The 16295-nt window shown below is 46.2% G+C and carries 15 protein-coding genes; all 15 read right to left on the bottom strand.

Annotation, left to right across the window (positions count from 1 at the left end; all coding sequences use genetic code 11):
* Positions 1 to 115 precede the first annotated feature (115 nt).
* On the bottom strand, positions 116 to 2854 hold the full coding sequence (locus QL234_RS04255; RefSeq protein WP_281556595.1) for an SLBB domain-containing protein: 2739 nt from the start codon (positions 2852 to 2854) through the stop codon (positions 116 to 118).
* Positions 2855 to 3152: 298 nt separating this feature from the next.
* Positions 3153 to 3962, bottom strand: coding sequence for a VacJ family lipoprotein (locus tag QL234_RS04250; protein ID WP_281556594.1), 810 nt, complete (start codon positions 3960 to 3962; stop codon positions 3153 to 3155).
* A 166-nt stretch (positions 3963 to 4128) separates the two neighbouring features.
* Positions 4129 to 4587 (bottom strand): DUF2802 domain-containing protein, encoded by a 459-nt coding sequence (locus tag QL234_RS04245; RefSeq protein ID WP_281556593.1) that lies wholly within the window; start codon positions 4585 to 4587, stop codon positions 4129 to 4131.
* Between the two features lie 61 nt (positions 4588 to 4648).
* Complete coding sequence (locus tag QL234_RS04240; protein ID WP_044830688.1) at positions 4649 to 5143, bottom strand: chemotaxis protein CheW; 495 nt, start codon at positions 5141 to 5143, stop codon at positions 4649 to 4651.
* Between the two features lie 74 nt (positions 5144 to 5217).
* Positions 5218 to 6006, bottom strand: a complete 789-nt coding sequence (locus QL234_RS04235) for a chemotaxis protein CheW (protein ID WP_281556592.1) — start codon at positions 6004 to 6006, stop codon at positions 5218 to 5220.
* Positions 6007 to 6783, bottom strand: a complete 777-nt coding sequence (locus QL234_RS04230) for a ParA family protein (RefSeq protein ID WP_281556591.1) — start codon at positions 6781 to 6783, stop codon at positions 6007 to 6009.
* Between the two features lie 9 nt (positions 6784 to 6792).
* Positions 6793 to 7764, bottom strand: coding sequence for a flagellar motor protein MotB (locus QL234_RS04225; RefSeq protein WP_281556590.1), 972 nt, complete (start codon positions 7762 to 7764; stop codon positions 6793 to 6795).
* Positions 7761 to 8507, bottom strand: a complete 747-nt coding sequence (locus QL234_RS04220) for a flagellar motor protein (RefSeq protein WP_281556589.1) — start codon at positions 8505 to 8507, stop codon at positions 7761 to 7763. Before QL234_RS04220 ends, QL234_RS04225 begins: the two co-directional genes overlap by 4 nt.
* Complete coding sequence (locus QL234_RS04215) at positions 8500 to 9606, bottom strand: chemotaxis response regulator protein-glutamate methylesterase (RefSeq protein ID WP_281556588.1); 1107 nt, start codon at positions 9604 to 9606, stop codon at positions 8500 to 8502. The genes QL234_RS04220 and QL234_RS04215 overlap by 8 nt, the downstream gene beginning before the upstream one ends.
* A 14-nt stretch (positions 9607 to 9620) precedes the next feature.
* On the bottom strand, positions 9621 to 11792 hold the full coding sequence (locus tag QL234_RS04210) for a chemotaxis protein CheA (protein WP_281556587.1): 2172 nt from the start codon (positions 11790 to 11792) through the stop codon (positions 9621 to 9623).
* A gap of 13 nt (positions 11793 to 11805) precedes the next feature.
* Positions 11806 to 12549, bottom strand: coding sequence for a protein phosphatase CheZ (locus QL234_RS04205; protein WP_281556586.1), 744 nt, complete (start codon positions 12547 to 12549; stop codon positions 11806 to 11808).
* 33 nt (positions 12550 to 12582) lie between these two features.
* Entirely contained in the window at positions 12583 to 12966 is a 384-nt protein-coding gene (gene cheY, locus QL234_RS04200) for a chemotaxis response regulator CheY (protein WP_044836547.1), read from the bottom strand.
* Positions 12967 to 13013: 47 nt separating this feature from the next.
* Positions 13014 to 13709 carry an RNA polymerase sigma factor FliA gene (locus tag QL234_RS04195; RefSeq protein WP_281556951.1) on the bottom strand — a complete coding sequence of 232 codons (696 nt, stop codon included), beginning with the start codon at positions 13707 to 13709 and terminating at the stop codon, positions 13014 to 13016.
* Between the two features lie 47 nt (positions 13710 to 13756).
* On the bottom strand, positions 13757 to 14599 hold the full coding sequence (locus QL234_RS04190; RefSeq protein ID WP_281556585.1) for a MinD/ParA family protein: 843 nt from the start codon (positions 14597 to 14599) through the stop codon (positions 13757 to 13759).
* Positions 14600 to 14616: 17 nt separating this feature from the next.
* On the bottom strand, positions 14617 to 16248 hold the full coding sequence (gene flhF / locus QL234_RS04185) for a flagellar biosynthesis protein FlhF (RefSeq protein ID WP_281556584.1): 1632 nt from the start codon (positions 16246 to 16248) through the stop codon (positions 14617 to 14619).
* Positions 16249 to 16295: the final 47 nt, after the last annotated feature.

The following is a 16295-nucleotide window of genomic DNA, read 5'->3' as shown; positions in this document are numbered from 1 at the left end:
GATAATACAGGTTACAACGAGATAAGCGCGCTTATTATAGACGTCTATGAACAACTAAGCCAGTATAACTTGTTGATATACTGGCTTAGTTGGCTAAAAAATGCTTAATGGGGTGTTATATGCCGGACACGGCCGCAATGGCTACCGCTGCCTGGTATACAATTTGTGTTGCCGTGGCCCATAAGGTCAAGTTGTCCATATATTCCGAATCAAGCGGGATCACTAACGTATCGCCCGGACTCAATGTACTGGTATTACGCTCACTAAACCAATTACTCTGCGAGGGGATCATCACCGAGCCATTAGCCCTGATCACATAGAGACGATCTTCATCCGCCTGTTTTTTAGCACCACCACTTAAACGCAGATAATCTTCTACCGATAATTCCTTCTGGTATAAATGTGAAGAGGCTAACTGCACTTGGCCAATAACATTAATAGAATTTTGTCTGGTTGGTACATACAGCACATCACCATCTTCTAGCAAAACATCAAAATCACTGTTTGACATCAATTTAGGTAAATCAATAACCAAACGGCCTATAGGCTTTACTTTCGTCAAATCCGCCAGCAATTTCTTTGCCTGATCATAATCGATCATCGGATTGCCCTTACTTTGTGCCAGGCTTTTAGAAGCAATCTCCATACGTAGGTCAGCCGAAACCTTAAGTAAGTTTTGCAATTCTAATTGCTTCAGTTTTTCACGGGTGAAAACCGAGCCATTGATATAAGCATAATCAGTAAAGCCACCTACCCGTTCAATCAGTTGACCCAAAGTTTCCCCACGGCGTATGGTATATTTTCCGGGGAAAAGAAATTCGCCACGCAGTTCTATTACATGATTTTCCTGCCAGGCGGGGATCTGATGAACATTGAGACGATCTTTACTCTGCAGTAAAACATTATTTTCGCCAATACCGGCCAATGCAGCCTTTAAATCGACATTTTTAGACTCTTTAGTTGCCGCCCCCTGAAAAAAGACATTGCGGGTGATTTCTGCTTTATCGAGATATGCAGACTCCATTAAGCCGCCAGCGGCAATAACTAAATCTTTCACGGTAATATTGCTTGCAAGGGGATAGGTCCCAGGGAATTTAACTTCACCGGCAACTTCTACTAGCTGTATAGGCTCTCCCGATGCTCCTTGCCTTTTCAGTTGCTGTATCACAGGAGTTAATAGACGTTTCCTAGAGAAAAGACCAAGCTCCCTTAACTCAAGCTCTTCGGTAACCGTTCCGCCGGTGAGCTCTTCCAGCGACTGGGAAGCAAGTTTAAGCTGCTCTTCCAGTTCATCTTTTTCTTCAAAGGCCAGATCTATCTGCTGCTCGGTGCCATATTGCTGCCAAAACAACCTGTCTTCATAATCAAGTTTGGCGGTATCCTTTTCTTTTTCAAGCAACTCTTCTTTCGTTAACGCTAAGCTTTCTAACGACATATTCTCTGATGATGGCTTTTCATCATTAGAAAAAACCAAAATTTTGTCGCGGGGTTCAAGTACGAGATTATCTGTGGAGGCATTATCTGAGACCGCATTAAAAAGGCCAAACTGCAGGACCTCGATATCCCGCCCTTGCCCTTTCTCACGGATCACTAACGCATAACTTAAATCAGCATCGGGTAGTAGATAGGCGTTAATATTAGGAAGTAAATCCGTGATACGTTGGCCCTTCTGCCATTGATAATTACCCGGACGGGAAACGGCGCCAATTATAGTCACCGACTGAGCAAATTGCTCAGAAGTTTTCATCACCCGGATATAATCGCCACCTTGAACCGATTTTTTTAATGAAGCCTTTTTACTCAAATCAATATTTAGCAATGAACGAAGGTTTTGTTCATTAAAACGTTCAACAACAGTGGAGGAAGGGTAAGCCGAAGGCAATAAGCCCCCCGCCATTTTTATCGCCGTTTCAAAAGTTTCATTTTCTGCTAATTCATAAATTGCCGGGCGGGTAACTTCACCGTCAACCGTAACCCGCTTACCTACAGGCGAGACAAAAACCACATCACCCGATTGCAACATGATATCATTTGAAGAATCACCGTTTATCAGCAAGTCATATAAATCCAGCGTGGTAATTAATTTACCGGCTCTTTTAAGCTGGATGTTACGCAAAGAGCCAATATCATTAATACCGCCGGCAGCAAATATCGCATGGGTAATGCTTGATAATGAACTTAGCGTGTAGGGACCAGGCTTGAATGCATCACCAAGCACAAATACCCGCATTGAACGTAACTCAGCCAGGGTAATAACAATATCTACTCCTAAAATCTTATCCTGGATTTTATTGCTTAAGTACTTTTTCATTTCAGGAAAAGTCATACCGGAAACATTATAAGCACCTAAACTCGGGATAAGTACCTGTCCTTCACGAGATACAGGCACCTCGTAATCATTATTTTCTTTGCCAAAGATCCGAATATTAAGCACATCACCTGAGCCGATTACATAACCTTGCGGAATAGCGATATCCATTGTTGGCGCAAAAGTGGCAGGAGCGTTGGCAAAAATGTCATAACCAAAAGGCTGAGGTTCATCACTCTCTTCTTCCTCTTCCAGCTCTAACTCATCTGTTAAAATAGGATTACCAAACTGGTCAAATTGAGTATCGCGAGGATAAACCTGCTGAGTTGTTTGTTCTTCTTCTTCATCTGACGCCGAACGTCTCATTTGTGCATTAATAGTATTTAAATCTACCCCCATACTTTGGGCCAATGCCCGCTGCTGGCTGGGTGACAATTTTTTAAATTGTTCTATTTGTTGCTGGGAAATTTGATTAGCAGCAAATAGGGAAGTAGATAAAAAGACGGCAAAACAGCCAAGAAATATTTTAAATATGATCTTTTTCATTTAGAAAATGCCACGTCCTGTTTAAATAAAGAGGTTAAAGCAAGTAAATGCTGATTTTGAGCCGCAGTTTAGCACCATAGTCTATTTCCTAAAAGGAACTTTTTTACTGAAATTAAAGCCCTAGGAGTACATTAATGATTCCAGGGCCCCAAAGAGCAAGATTTAAAAAAGAAAATAGACATAATGCATTATTAAAAATAATGATTATCTAATTGCAGCATCACTCAAAGCTGTTAAAGCATCTATCAAGTAGGCTGATACGCCTTACTTGATAGAAGATGAATTAATCTATCAGATATTATTCTTCAATTTCGTCTTCGAACTCATCAAGAAAAGCTTCAATTTCTGCTTCTTCCTCTTCATCGACAACAATTGGCGGGTTACCGTCATGCACCTTGTAATTCATATTTTGAAAATAGGCATTTTTAACAAATTCATAAGAATCGACTGACTCAATGATCAACTGTTCCTGATCCGCCAGTGCAACCCGTTTTTCCAGACCGATAACCGCAGAGCGCAGCATGTTTGGCCAGAAATCAATAATCGCCAGCGGCCAGTAATAGCGGTCGACAAAATCCCCCGCCTCTTCCCTGACCGAGCTTGGCCCTAGTGCCGGCACGACCAGGTAGGGGCCATCGCCGACCCCATACTTTCCAAGGACTTCACCAAATTCTTCCTGCTCCCTGTTCCAGCCAAAATCACTGGCGGGATCAAAAAAGCCCAACATACCTATAGTAGAATTAAGTACAAAACGGCCGGTGCTCGACGCCGCCTCGCTAAATTTCAGTTGCAGTAAATTATTGATAATGGTTGACGGCTCGTTCAGATTAAGCGCCATATTATAAAGGCCGGAACGTAAAAACGTCGGTGTATAATCACTATAAGCTTCTGAAGTCGGCTTGATCACATATTTGTCGGCATAATCCCAGGTGAAAGTCCAAAGCGGCCGGTTAACCGACTCCAGCGGATCCCGGCTATCGCCATCGTCAACAGCGGAAGTGCTTGAGCAAGCGCTAAGGAGCACAGATAAAAAAATCACTAAAGCAGGCGCAGCCAGTTGTCTGGCTCGGCTGAAAGTCCTGATAATCAGTTGAGTAAGAAGTCGCACAAAAATTCCCTTAAATTCGCTCTGGTCATGATCAAAATTAAAAGCCATAGTCTAGCATGACTGTAGCTTTTACCACATCATTTCACCGAGAATTTATGTTCGCAAGTGTCAAATACTTGTTAGAAAATGTAAGAAAAATCCTTATCAAGTGAAGGGACAAAGAGAATTAGCGGATTTTTTTCTTATACACCGAAAGCAACATTTCGGCTTCCGCGCGGGGCAAATCACATTCGTTGATGATTTCTTCGACATCCGCCCCTAATTCTGCCAGTTTATATGCCCGGCTGTAGAGTTTATCTTCAGGCTGCTGATCCTGGTGCTGCTCAAACATTTCTTTGACTTTAGCCAACTCATCCTGCACCACTTTGACCCTGTGAGTCAGCTGTTTTGTCACTTGCTCATGTTCTACGCCCCTGTGGCTATGTTTTTCATCCATAGTTGCCATCAAGGCCTGCTGCTCGGCAACACTGGCTTGCAGTTCTTCCATCAGCAGGGGGTATGCCTGTACCTGGGCTTCTAACAGCATTAGTTTTGCTTTCAGCGACTTCAAAGCCAAATAAAGCGCCAGCACCACAAGCAATACAGTAACCGCAACAACAGCCAGGATCACAACAGTTAACGACAAAAGAATTCTCCTTCCATAAAAAAAGCCCGCAACGCAGGCTTTTTATACCAAAACTCAGCGACTAAAACTGTTTCAGCTCATCCCATTCATCATCTGACAAGAGTTTATTTAAGTCCACCAGGATAAGCAATTCGCCTTCACGGTTTGATACCCCCTGGATGAATTTAGCACTTTCATCATTGCCGACATTCGGCGCAATGTCGATCTCAGAAGCCCTCAGGTAAACCACTTCCGCGACACTGTCAACCAAAATGCCAATCACCTGTTTTTCTGCTTCAATGATCACCACCCGGGTATTATCCGTCACTTCCGTCGTTTCCAGACCAAAGCGGATGCGGGTGTCAATCACGGTCACGACATTACCCCGTAAATTGATGATCCCCAGTACATAACTGGGCGCGCCGGGCACAGGGGCAATTTCACTGTAACGCAGTACTTCTTGCACCTGCATCACATTAATGCCGTAAGTTTCCTTCTCTAATTTAAAGGTCACCCACTGAAGTACCTCATCATTAGTATCTACTTTTTCACTTGCATTGCGTCTCTCGTCAGACATACAACTAGCCTCTCAATTTATCAATCCTGTTATATTAATTAAATCAGCGAGTTCCATCACTAATTTAATCACTATTATTCCTGATTTATACTCATCCCCTGATCAAGTAATTTCGTCAGCTCCACCACATCAAGCAGAGCACACATACGATCTTTTACTAAGCCGGCTAACCACGGACGCTTACTCGGGGCATCTAACCACTTGACATCTTCTTGCTCCAGGGTCACGGTATCCACCAAAGATTCCGCCATCAGACCCCAGTGTGTATTACTTAACATAACAACATATTGATAGTTTAGCGATTCTTTTAGTTTTTGATCACATTTTTCCGGCATTACCCACAAGGCGGTATCCACCACCTGGATTTGCTCTTCCCTGTGGATCATCACCCCTTTAAACCAGGGCGGTTTTCCCATCAGGGTATTGGTTTTGTCCATATTATGTATGCCCCCCAGTTCAATCAGGGGCACAGCAATCACCAGGCCGGCAACTTCAAAAAATAAGGCCTGAAAACTGCCCTTGCGATAACTGGCCTCAGTCTTAACTTTTAGTGGCCCTTCGCTTTTTCGGGTACGCAGCGGTTGCTCTTGCTCAAGTTGTTCGACCTTAGGTTCAATAACCGGCAGGACTTTTTCCGGCTCGGCAACTTCTGCCGTTTTGACTTTTGCCTTAACCGTAGTTTTTCGTTTACGTGACAAAGCCCTGGGCGGCAGTTCAGCCTGGGGCGCAGCAACATTTTGCAGCAGCTTTTCCAGTTTTTGTTCTTTTTCACTTGTTTGTGCCGGCTCAGCGCTTTCATCCGTCAATAATTCCGACAGATAGTTTTGCATCACTTTTTTACTGGCCGCTAAAGGTTTACTCATTTATCTGTTCACCGCAGGCAAATTCATCAAATAATTTAACAGTTTTTTATAAGCATATACGCCGCGTGTTGAATGTGCATAGTCTGACGGGACTTTTTGCTCAACGCTGGCATTCCTGAAATTGGTATCGATAGGCACCACACTTGACCAGACCTTATCCCCGTACATTTCCTGCAAAGAGCGGTAAGCCAGCAGGGATGCCTTGGTTCTTTTATCATACATGGTCGGAATTATGGTATAGGAAAAAGGCTTATCCTGTTCTCCCTGCATGATATCCAGGGTTTTCATCATCCGGTCCAGGCCCTTAAGGGCAAGGAATTCCGTTTGCACCGGTACTAAAATACGATCTGACGCGGCCAGGGCATTGACCATCAAGACCCCGAGCACCGGCGGGCAATCCATCAGCACATAATCATACTCATCGCTCAGCTGCTCCATGGCCTTTTTTAATACCAGGCCCATGCCCCCTTTACTGCCGAGGGAACGATCTAAGGTCGCCAACGCCATCGTCGCCGGCAGGATATCGATGTTTTCATACCGGGTCGGGCACAGGCTTTGCTCGATTTGCTCTTTGGTGGATACCTGAACAAACAAGTCAAAGACACTGAGCTCAAGATCTTCCGATTCTATGCCAAAATAATAGCTTAACGACGCATGGGGGTCGGTATCTACTAATAAGACCCTGTGCCCCTGCTCGGCCAGTAAGCCACCTAATGTTATGGTAGACGTCGTTTTACCCACGCCGCCTTTTTGATTTGCTATCGTCCAAATGACCAAGGCTGCATCCTAATTATCTGGTTCTGGTTGTTGTTCTTCATCCCGGGTGGTGATACGAATACCACCACTTTCCAGCTGAATGATTTTGACCGCATCTTCCCCCGCCGCCGGCGCAATTTCCTGTGCCTGGCTTTGCAAGTTTTCTACCGCTATACCCGGCTCTTCCAGCAACTTCGCCTGCTGCAACCCATATTTAGAAATGGCTATTACTACTTTACGGTTTTGTGCACGCCCTTGTGCGGTGCTGTTGTCGGCACTCGGGTAATACTGGCCATAACCTTCTATTGCCATGCGGGCCGGGTTAAGGGACATCTGCTCCAGCATGCGCAAAATCGCGGTGGCGCGATAAACCGATAACTCCCAGTTTGACGAAAAAATCTCATTATTAATCGGTTGGTTATCAGTATAACCCCGAATACGGATAAAGTTAGTCGCCGGGCCTATTACCTTATATATTTCCGTTAAGATAGATTTTGCCGCCAGGGTCGCCGACGACGAGCCGCTCGGGAATAACAAACCGCTGTTTAATTCGATTTCCAGCCAGTCGCCGTCAATTTGCATTTTGGCATAACCCGACTGCTCCAGCTCAAATAATGCCGCATGTAACTCTTCTTCCAGCACAGATAAGTTAGAGCCTACCTGGCTGTCTTTAATATTGGAAAGTTCATTTTCACCTTCATACAGTTCAGGGCCGGGATCTTCAAGCAAACCGTCACCGTAGAGGGGTTTATTGCTTTTTTTCGTGTTCACCAGCAGAATATCGTCGCCATGCCCCTTATTTTTAGTGAGCTCCTGATCCGCCTGAAATACCCGCCCCAAAGATTCAGTGATGGTCTCAAAAGGCTTGTCATGCACGATCGCCATGGCATATAACACCACAAACAAGGCAAACAGCAAGGTCATATAATCGGCATAAGACACCAGCCAACGATGAACATCGTCATGCTCGACACTGTGCCTTCTGCTGCGGGACCTGTTCATTGCTGTAACCTGAAAGCAGAAAGCTTATTTTCAATAGCATGGGGATTTTCGGCATGAGCGATGGCAATAAGCCCTTCAGCGATCATTTCCCGGTATAAAGTCTGCTGATGAATAATATCTTTCATTTTATTGGCTATCGGCAAATAAATCAGATTGGCAAAGCCGACCCCATAAATAGTAGCAACAAAAGCAGTAGCGATCCCTTGCCCCAATAAGTCGGGATCACTGAGATTACCCAGCGCCTGGATCAGGCCAAGTACCGCGCCAAGGATACCTATGGTCGGGCTATAACCCCCCATAGATTCAAAAACATGGGCGGATCTCAAATTGTGCTCCCGGTAAAGCTCTAAGTCCAGCTCCAGTGACACCCTGAAATTCTCAATTTCAGCGCCATCCACCAAGAGGTTAAGGCCTTTATAGATATAGCTATCTCTTTCATCCAGGGCGATATTCTCCAATGCCAGATAACCGGACTCACGTGCTTTTTCGGCCCAGGAGATAATATTTTTTATCCCCTGGTCAATATCATAAACCGGCGGGGTAAAAACCCACTTAAGCAGGGACATGGCATGAAAAAATTGCTTGGTGGATGATTGCAGCATGACCGCCCCGAGGGTACCGCCAAAAACAATCAAAAACGCCGGTAACTCAAATAATGCAGAAACAGTACCGCCTTCAACGCTAAAACCGACATAAATTGCCAGAATCGCGATAACCAGGCCAGCGATACTGAGTTTATCCATGCTGCATTTCCTTGAGGATAGACTCGGCAAAATTATCCAGCGGCAGGGATAATTCAGAAATACCGGCAGCGGTTACCACCTGCGGCATGCCATAAACCACACTGGTTTCTTCATCCTGGGCCCAGATAGTCGCACCTTTGCCTTTAAGCATACGCGAGCCCTCCCGGCCATCGGAACCCATGCCGGTTAAGATCACCCCCAGAACATTGCCCTGGAAAACTTTGGCCGCAGAGCCAAAACTGATATCAACACTGGGTTTATAAGCCACTTTCGCCGCCAGCTCATCAACAATCTTTAATCTAGCATTGCTTTCCTTGCCATCAAGCAGCATTTGCCTGCCTCCCGGAGCCAGATAAGCATGGCCCGGCTTGAGCACGTCGCCATCACTGGCTTCTTTGACCTCAATTTTGCACAGGGAATTCAAACGGTTGGCAAAAGCCTGGGTAAAGGCTGCCGGCATATGCTGCACCATAATAATAGGGACAGGAAAGTTAGCAGGCAGCTGGGTAAGTATTTTTTGCAGCGCCACCGGCCCGCCGGTGGACGTGCCTATGGCCAAGAGCTTATATTCCTTACCGGAAACTCGTGCTCTTCTGCTGACAATGGTTTCTTTTGCCGGCGTGACAGTGGCCTTCTCTTTAACGGCTTCCCTGTCAGGTCGGGTTATACTGCTTCTCAGCGGACGGCGAACGGCAAAAGCCCTGCGCCGGGCCAGCTGAGAAACTCTCTGCCTTAACACGCTGCCGGCCTCTTCATTATTTTGCGCGATTTCATTAAACTTTTTAGGCAAAAAGTCCAACGCACCGGCGTCCAGTGCTTCCAGGGTGGCTTTCGCTCCCTGGTGGGTCAGGGAAGAGAACATGATAATAGCCGCAGGCGAATCAGCCATGATCTGCTTAACCGCCTCAATGCCGTTTAGCACCGGCATCTCGATATCCATAGTGATAACATCAGGCTTTAAAAGTTTCGCTTTTTCAACGGCTTCCTTGCCGTTTACCGCAACATCAATCACTTCGAGATTAGGATCTTTATTTAAGATATCAGTGACACGACGTCTGAAAAAACTCGAATCATCAACAACGAGTATTTTATAGGTCATTCATATTCTCTTTATTATGAGCGCAATTTTTTATTTACTGGCGACTTCTTCGCGTAATATTTCAGCATATTAGGAACATCCAGGATCAGGGCGATGCCGCCATCACTGGTGATCGTTGCCCCCGCCATACCCGGCGTGCCGTGAAGCAAACGATCAAGAGGTTTGATCACCACTTCTTCCTGGCCGATTAAGCTGTCAACTACAAAGCCGACTTGCTGATTGCCCAGCTGAACGATCACCACATGTCCCTTGTCGCGACTCTTTTCCTCGAAATCTTTCACCAGCCATTGGTCAAGATAAAACAGCGGGATCGCTTTTTCCCTGACAATAATGGTCAACTGACCATCAACGCTGTTGGTATTGGTTAAATCGAGATGGAATATCTCATTAACCCCGGCAAGCGGCAGGGCAAAAGTTTGCTCGCCTACAACCACCATCAGGGTCGGCAAGATTGCCAGTGTCAGCGGTACCTTGATTTCCAACACAGTACCAACGCCAAGTTCGGAGTCGATATTGACGGTACCATTAAGCTGAGTAATCTTGGTTTTCACCACATCCATGCCGACACCACGGCCGGAGACTTCCGAAATTTCCGTTTTGGTAGAAAATCCCGGGGCAAAAATCAGGCTAAAAGCTTCTTTATCCGACATACGCGCTGCAGCATCAGCATCTAATACCCCGCGTTCTATCGCTATTTCTTTAAGCTTCTCGGCATTCATACCGGCACCATCATCTTTGATGGTTAACAGGATATGATCCCCTTCCTGGGAAGCAGAAAGAATTACCGTACCTTCGCGTGGCTTACCCAAAGACTGACGTACATCCGGCTCTTCAACACCATGGTCGACCGAGTTGCGCACTAAATGCACCAGAGGATCCGCTAACGCTTCAACCAGATTTTTATCTAAATCGGTTTCTTCCCCTTCAAGCACTAACTTGATTTCTTTTTTCAGGCTGCGTGCCAGATCCCTTACCACCCGAGGGAAACGGCCAAAGACCTTCTTAATCGGCTGCATCCGGGTTTTCATTACCGCGCCCTGCAAATCTGTGGTCACGGCATCTAAATTAGAAACGGCCTTGGTGAGATCTTCATCTTCCTTGGTCATACCTAAACTGGTAAGACGGTTACGCACCAATACCAGCTCACCCACCATATTCATGATCTGATCCAAACGTTTGGTATCAACACGTACGGTCGTTTCTGCTTGCGGGGTTGGCGTGGCTGGCGCTTTTTTATCATCACTGCCTTTAGCCGCAGGTTTCGCGACCTTTTTGGCTGGTGCCGGGGCGGCTTTTTTCTCAGGTACAGCTTTAGGAACGGCTTTAGGTTTAGGCTCAGCTTTCTCGGCTTTAGCGGCAGGTGGCGGCGGCGCAGTATCTGCTGCGGGGATCACCGATTTAGGTGCCTGTCCCTTACCATGGATCTGATCAAGCAAATCTTCAAATTCTGCGTCATTAATTTCATCGCCGCCGCTTGACGTTGCAACCGGAGCACCAACGCCGGGGGAAAACGCCCCTTGCCCGTGGAGCTCATCAAGCAGAGACTCAAATTCATCGTCGGTAATGTCACCACTGTTGGTATCAGCAGCCTTGCCCTGCTCACTCGCTCCGGGACTACCGCTGCCATGGAGCTCATCAAGTAAGCGCTCAAATTCATCTTCGGTCATTTCATCAGAAGCATCTGCCGGTTCGTCCGGTGTTGCCGCCTCAAAATCATCATCTTGATCAAATTCTTCAAAGGCAGGCTCGGGATCGGCGGCAGGGGTTTCCTCATTTGCCACTGATTCAGCAGCCCCTTCGGGTACGCTTAAACGGTGCAGCTCAGCCAGCAATTCCGGCTCGGCAGCCTCCAGTGGAATACGCTCTTTGACATTTTCAAACATTTCGTTAATGGAGTCGAGCGCTTGTAAAATAACATCCATCAACTCAGAGGTCACCGAGCGTTGATTATTGCGCAAGATATCGAAAATATTTTCTGCGCCGTGGCAAACATCAACCAGCTCGGTTAATGATAAAAAGCCGGCTCCGCCCTTAACGGTATGGAATCCCCTAAAAATGGCATTGAGCAGCTCTGCATTATCGGGATCATTCTCCAGTTCAACCAACTGCTCAGACAGAGATTCGAGTATTTCACCAGCTTCTATTAAAAAATCCTGAAGAATTTCTTCATCTGCTTCAAAGGACATACTTTTATTCCCCTTAAAATCCTAGACTAGACAAAAGATCATCTACGTCATCCTGATCACTGACAACATCATCTCTTTCTTCGGTATTGACGATCGGCCCTTCAACCAGATTATCGCCGACGCTCGGTTTGGCAATCGCCTGCCCTGTAGTTGACGAAATACCAAACGCGGTTAACATGCCGATCAGGCTGTCTTCTACTTCCCTCACCAAGTCAATGACTTTGCGAATAACCTGTCCGGTTAAATCCTGGAAGTCCTGAGCCATCAGCACATCGGTCATCAGGGAATGGATACGGTCGGATTCCGTCCCGGTGATTTTCAATAATGTATCTATATCCAGGCAAAGATTTTTAAATTCGCCCAGATTAAGTTGATTGTCCATCAACTTTTGCCAAAGCGGATTGACTGTTTTCACCTTATCCTGAAGAGAGTCTATCGCAGGAAAGATAGACTCAACCGCATCCATGGTCTTGTTGGCTGCTTCTTCAGTACGGGTAATGACATAATTCAAGCGTTCTTTCGCGTCAGGAATATCCGCTGTTGCTAAATCATTCAGACGCGAGTCAAGTTGAAAATTCATCAACGAGTCATGCAACTGACGAGTTAGCTTGCCAATTTCAGCAAAAAGCTCAGAATTAATAGGATTTTGTATTTCCGCTATAAGCTCATCAGCCTTTTCCTGCTGGCCGCTATCTAAATACTCCACCAGTAACTTGGCCTGTTCCAGAGAAACATGGCCACTCATCAATTTTGTCATGCTACGTCCTTACATATTGACAACCAGAACGTATTAACCTAAACGTTCAAAAATCTTATCAAGTTTTGTTTTTAAGGTCGCAGCAGTAAACGGCTTAACAATATAACCGTTAACGCCGGCTTGCGCTGCCATGACGATTTGTTCTTTTTTCGCTTCGGCGGTGATCAACAATACCGGGATATGTGCCAAACGCTCATCGGCGCGTATTGCCTTTAGCAGGTCAATCCCCTGCATGCCGGGCATATTCCAGTCGGTTACTACAAAATCAAAGTCTCCACCCTGAAGCATAGGCAAAGCCGTGCTGCCGTCATCCGCTTCTGAAATGTTAGTGAAACCTAAATCTCGTAACAAGTTTTTAACTATTCGTCTCATCGTTGAAAAGTCATCAACTACAAGAACTTTCATATTTTTATCCAAGGCACCCTCCGGTGAAACGTTAAAAATCGATTTATATTATATTCTACTTAACTTTTCCAGGATTGCATACGTGCTTTTAACCTATGCATCGCCTGAGAGTGAATTTGGCTGACCCTGGATTCACTGATATCCAGTACCTGGCCAATTTCACGCAAATTTAATTCTTCATCATAATACAAGGACAGTACTAAAGCTTCTCGCTCAGGTAAAGTAGAAATACACTCGCTCAACCCTTTTTTAAAGGCAACCTGCTCGATGTTTTGATAAGGATCATCAACGTGGCTGTCTTCATCAAAATTGATGGTATCTTCACTGGCACCAAGGTCTGCGATGCCTATTATTTTGCCACTACTGACTTCGTTAAGTATATGATGGTATTCATTCAATGAAATATCAAGTTTTTCAGCGACTTCTATATCGGTAACATCTCGTCCCAATTCAGCTTCCAGCGCCCGGATAGCATCACTGATCAACCGGCTGTTTTTATGGACAGATCTCGGAGTCCAATCACCGCGGCGAATTTCATCGAGCATGGCGCCGCGAATGCGGATACCGGCAAAGGTTTCAAAACTTGCCCCTTTGCTGCCGTCAAAATTATTGGCGGCTTCAAATAAGCCTATCATACCGGACTGGATCAGGTCATCAACAAGTACGCTTGAAGGTAACCTGGCTAGTAAATGGTAGGCAATACGTTTGACTAATACGCTATGCCGCTCCAGAAGTGCAGATTTGTCGTTATGCATGTTATAAGCATTTGTTTTGACCACGCTTGCTCCACCAGTCTATGAAATTAATGCTCTAATAACTGCTCGATAAAAAACTCTAAATGGCCCGACGCCTGTTTCGGAACAGGCCAGCTGATAACGCGTTTTGCCAGCGCTTTAAAGGCTTGTGCGGCAGGGCACTCGGGGAATGCTTCAATAACCGCCTTCTGTTTTCTTACCGATTTGCGGATATGTTCATCAAAGGGGATCACCGCCACCAACTCCAGGGCAACGTCGAGAAAACGGTCGGTAACCTTGGTCAGCTTACCAAAAAGTTGTTGCCCTTCCTTAGGACTGCGTACCATATTGGCGACAACTTTAAATTTAAAAACGTCGTGGTCCCGGCTTAATAATTTCATCAGAGCATAGCAGTCGGTAATAGACGTGGGTTCATCACACACCACTAACATTACATCCTGGGCAGCGCGACAAAAACTAAGCACCATATCGGAAATACCGGCGGCAGTGTCCACCACCAGCACATCAAACTGACCGTGCATATCACTAAAGGCACGGATCAAACCGGCATGCTCTGCCGGCGTCAGGTCTACCATGGACTGGGTGCCGGAACTGGCCGGAATGATATTAATGCCGGCGGGCCCTTTGATAATGATATCATCGAGTTCACATTCCCCGGACAAGACATGGGACAGGTTGCGCTGAACTCTCAGGCCCAGCATCACATCGACATTGGCTAAACCTAAATCGGCATCAAGTACTAAAACTCGTTTGCCTTGTTGTGCCAGAGCAATAGAGGTATTAAGTGAAACATTCGTTTTACCGACCCCCCCTTTTCCTCCTGATACAGCAATGACTTTGATTTGTTGTAAATCTTGCATTTTTCGTAAGCCACTCGCTTGATCTATCATCTAACTACTTCTCGTTATTATACAACTGCTGCAGGGTTCATCGATACTGATTGCCATCCCCCGGGATTATTACCTGCGACTTTATTTGCCATTTTATCAGCAAGAGTAACTAATTTCTCGGCATTTGCAACTTTAATATCTTCAGGAACTCTTTGACCGTCAGTAAGATAACTTATTGGCAAGCCATTTTGAATGGATGTAGAGATAATTTCGCCAATACTTAGACTTTCGTCAAGTTTAGTATAAATACATCCCGATAAAGGCACTTTTTTAAAGCGCTCAACATTTTCCTGCATCACTCTTTGCTGCGCATTGGCGCCTAATACCAGATAGTTTCTGATTCTAACACGGGCATTGGCAATTAAGGTAGTTAAGTGTTGCGCTAAACGCATATCTCTTTGCCCCATACCCGCGGTATCGATAAGGATAAGTTTCTTTTTACCAAATTGCTGGATAAGGGCATCCAGGGCCTGGGCATCTTTCGCCTGCTTAACCTGGCAGCCGATAATGCGGCCATAAGTGGCAAGCTGCTCATAACCGCCGATGCGATAGGTATCGGTTGAAATCATTGCCACCTGGTCGGCGCCGTGGATCTGGGCAAAGCGGGCAGCCAGTTTGGCCACGGTCGTGGTTTTACCTACGCCGGTGGGGCCGACTAAGGCCACCACACCGCCGCGGTGAATAATATCGTTATTGGTAGTATTGATCTGCCGGGCCATCAGTTCACAGGCCTGCTCCCAGGCATCCTCTTCATTAACATTAGCCGGCACATAACCGGCAATTTGATCCGCCAGTTGCTCGGTCACGCCAATCGCTTTTAGCCGGCTTACCAAGAGTGCGCGAGAGGGATCTTTTTGCGCCATATCCTGCCACATCAAACCGGAGACCTGATGCTCAAGTAATTGGCGGATAGAAGCCATTTCTTTCTTCATATTGTCAAAGTCTTGCTGAGCAACGGCGCCGCCATGGGGGTTCATGGCTGCTGAGCTCAGGGTGCTTGCCTGGGTTTGGCTGTCAAAGCCATTATCCAAGTCGGCAAAGATGTCACTTTCTTGACCGGCACTTTCTTGACCGTTATTGCGCGCCAAATTATTGTCATCCGCGCCAACATTTGATTGTTCCAATCTCTGGGTAAAGTTTTTAAATTGCTCTTCGATACTGCCTAACGGCGCTTCTTGCTGCGGACTCGGTGCTTGGGCCACAGCGGCTTGAGGGGTTTGAGCTGCGCTATTGGCATTGCTTTGGGCCTGGCGCTGCAGTAACGCCGATAAGCTGTCTGCCGGTACACTCGCGCTATCAGTACTTGCCGGTGCAGCTGCGGCTTGAGGCATAGCCGCTTGTGGTATTCCCTGTTGCGTCATCGCATTTTGAATCGCGGCGGCCTTTTGCTGACCCAACATCACCACATCATTTTCCATCGCCCGGCCATTGGCTGACTGGGACATAGCGGCAGCAGGATTGCCGCTTGCCACTTCCGCTTCATCGCTACGGGCTTCCGGTACCACCTGGTTATAATCAACCGCCGCCATCAGCTCGACCCCTTCCGGGATCTTTTTATTGGACATAATAACGGCATCAGCACCTAACTCTTCTTTTATTTGCGTTAATGCTGTTCGCATATCTTTCGCTACAAAACGTCTAATTTTCACTGATAACCCCTTATCATCCAGCTGCTGGTGACTGAATACTGCTCTGC

It is taken from the genome of Thalassomonas sp. RHCl1 (assembly GCF_947387555.1).
Classification (GTDB): Bacteria; Pseudomonadota; Gammaproteobacteria; order Enterobacterales; family Alteromonadaceae; genus Thalassomonas.
Note: the sequence above shows the minus strand (reverse complement) of the source record. Positions and strands in the feature narration are given on the sequence as shown.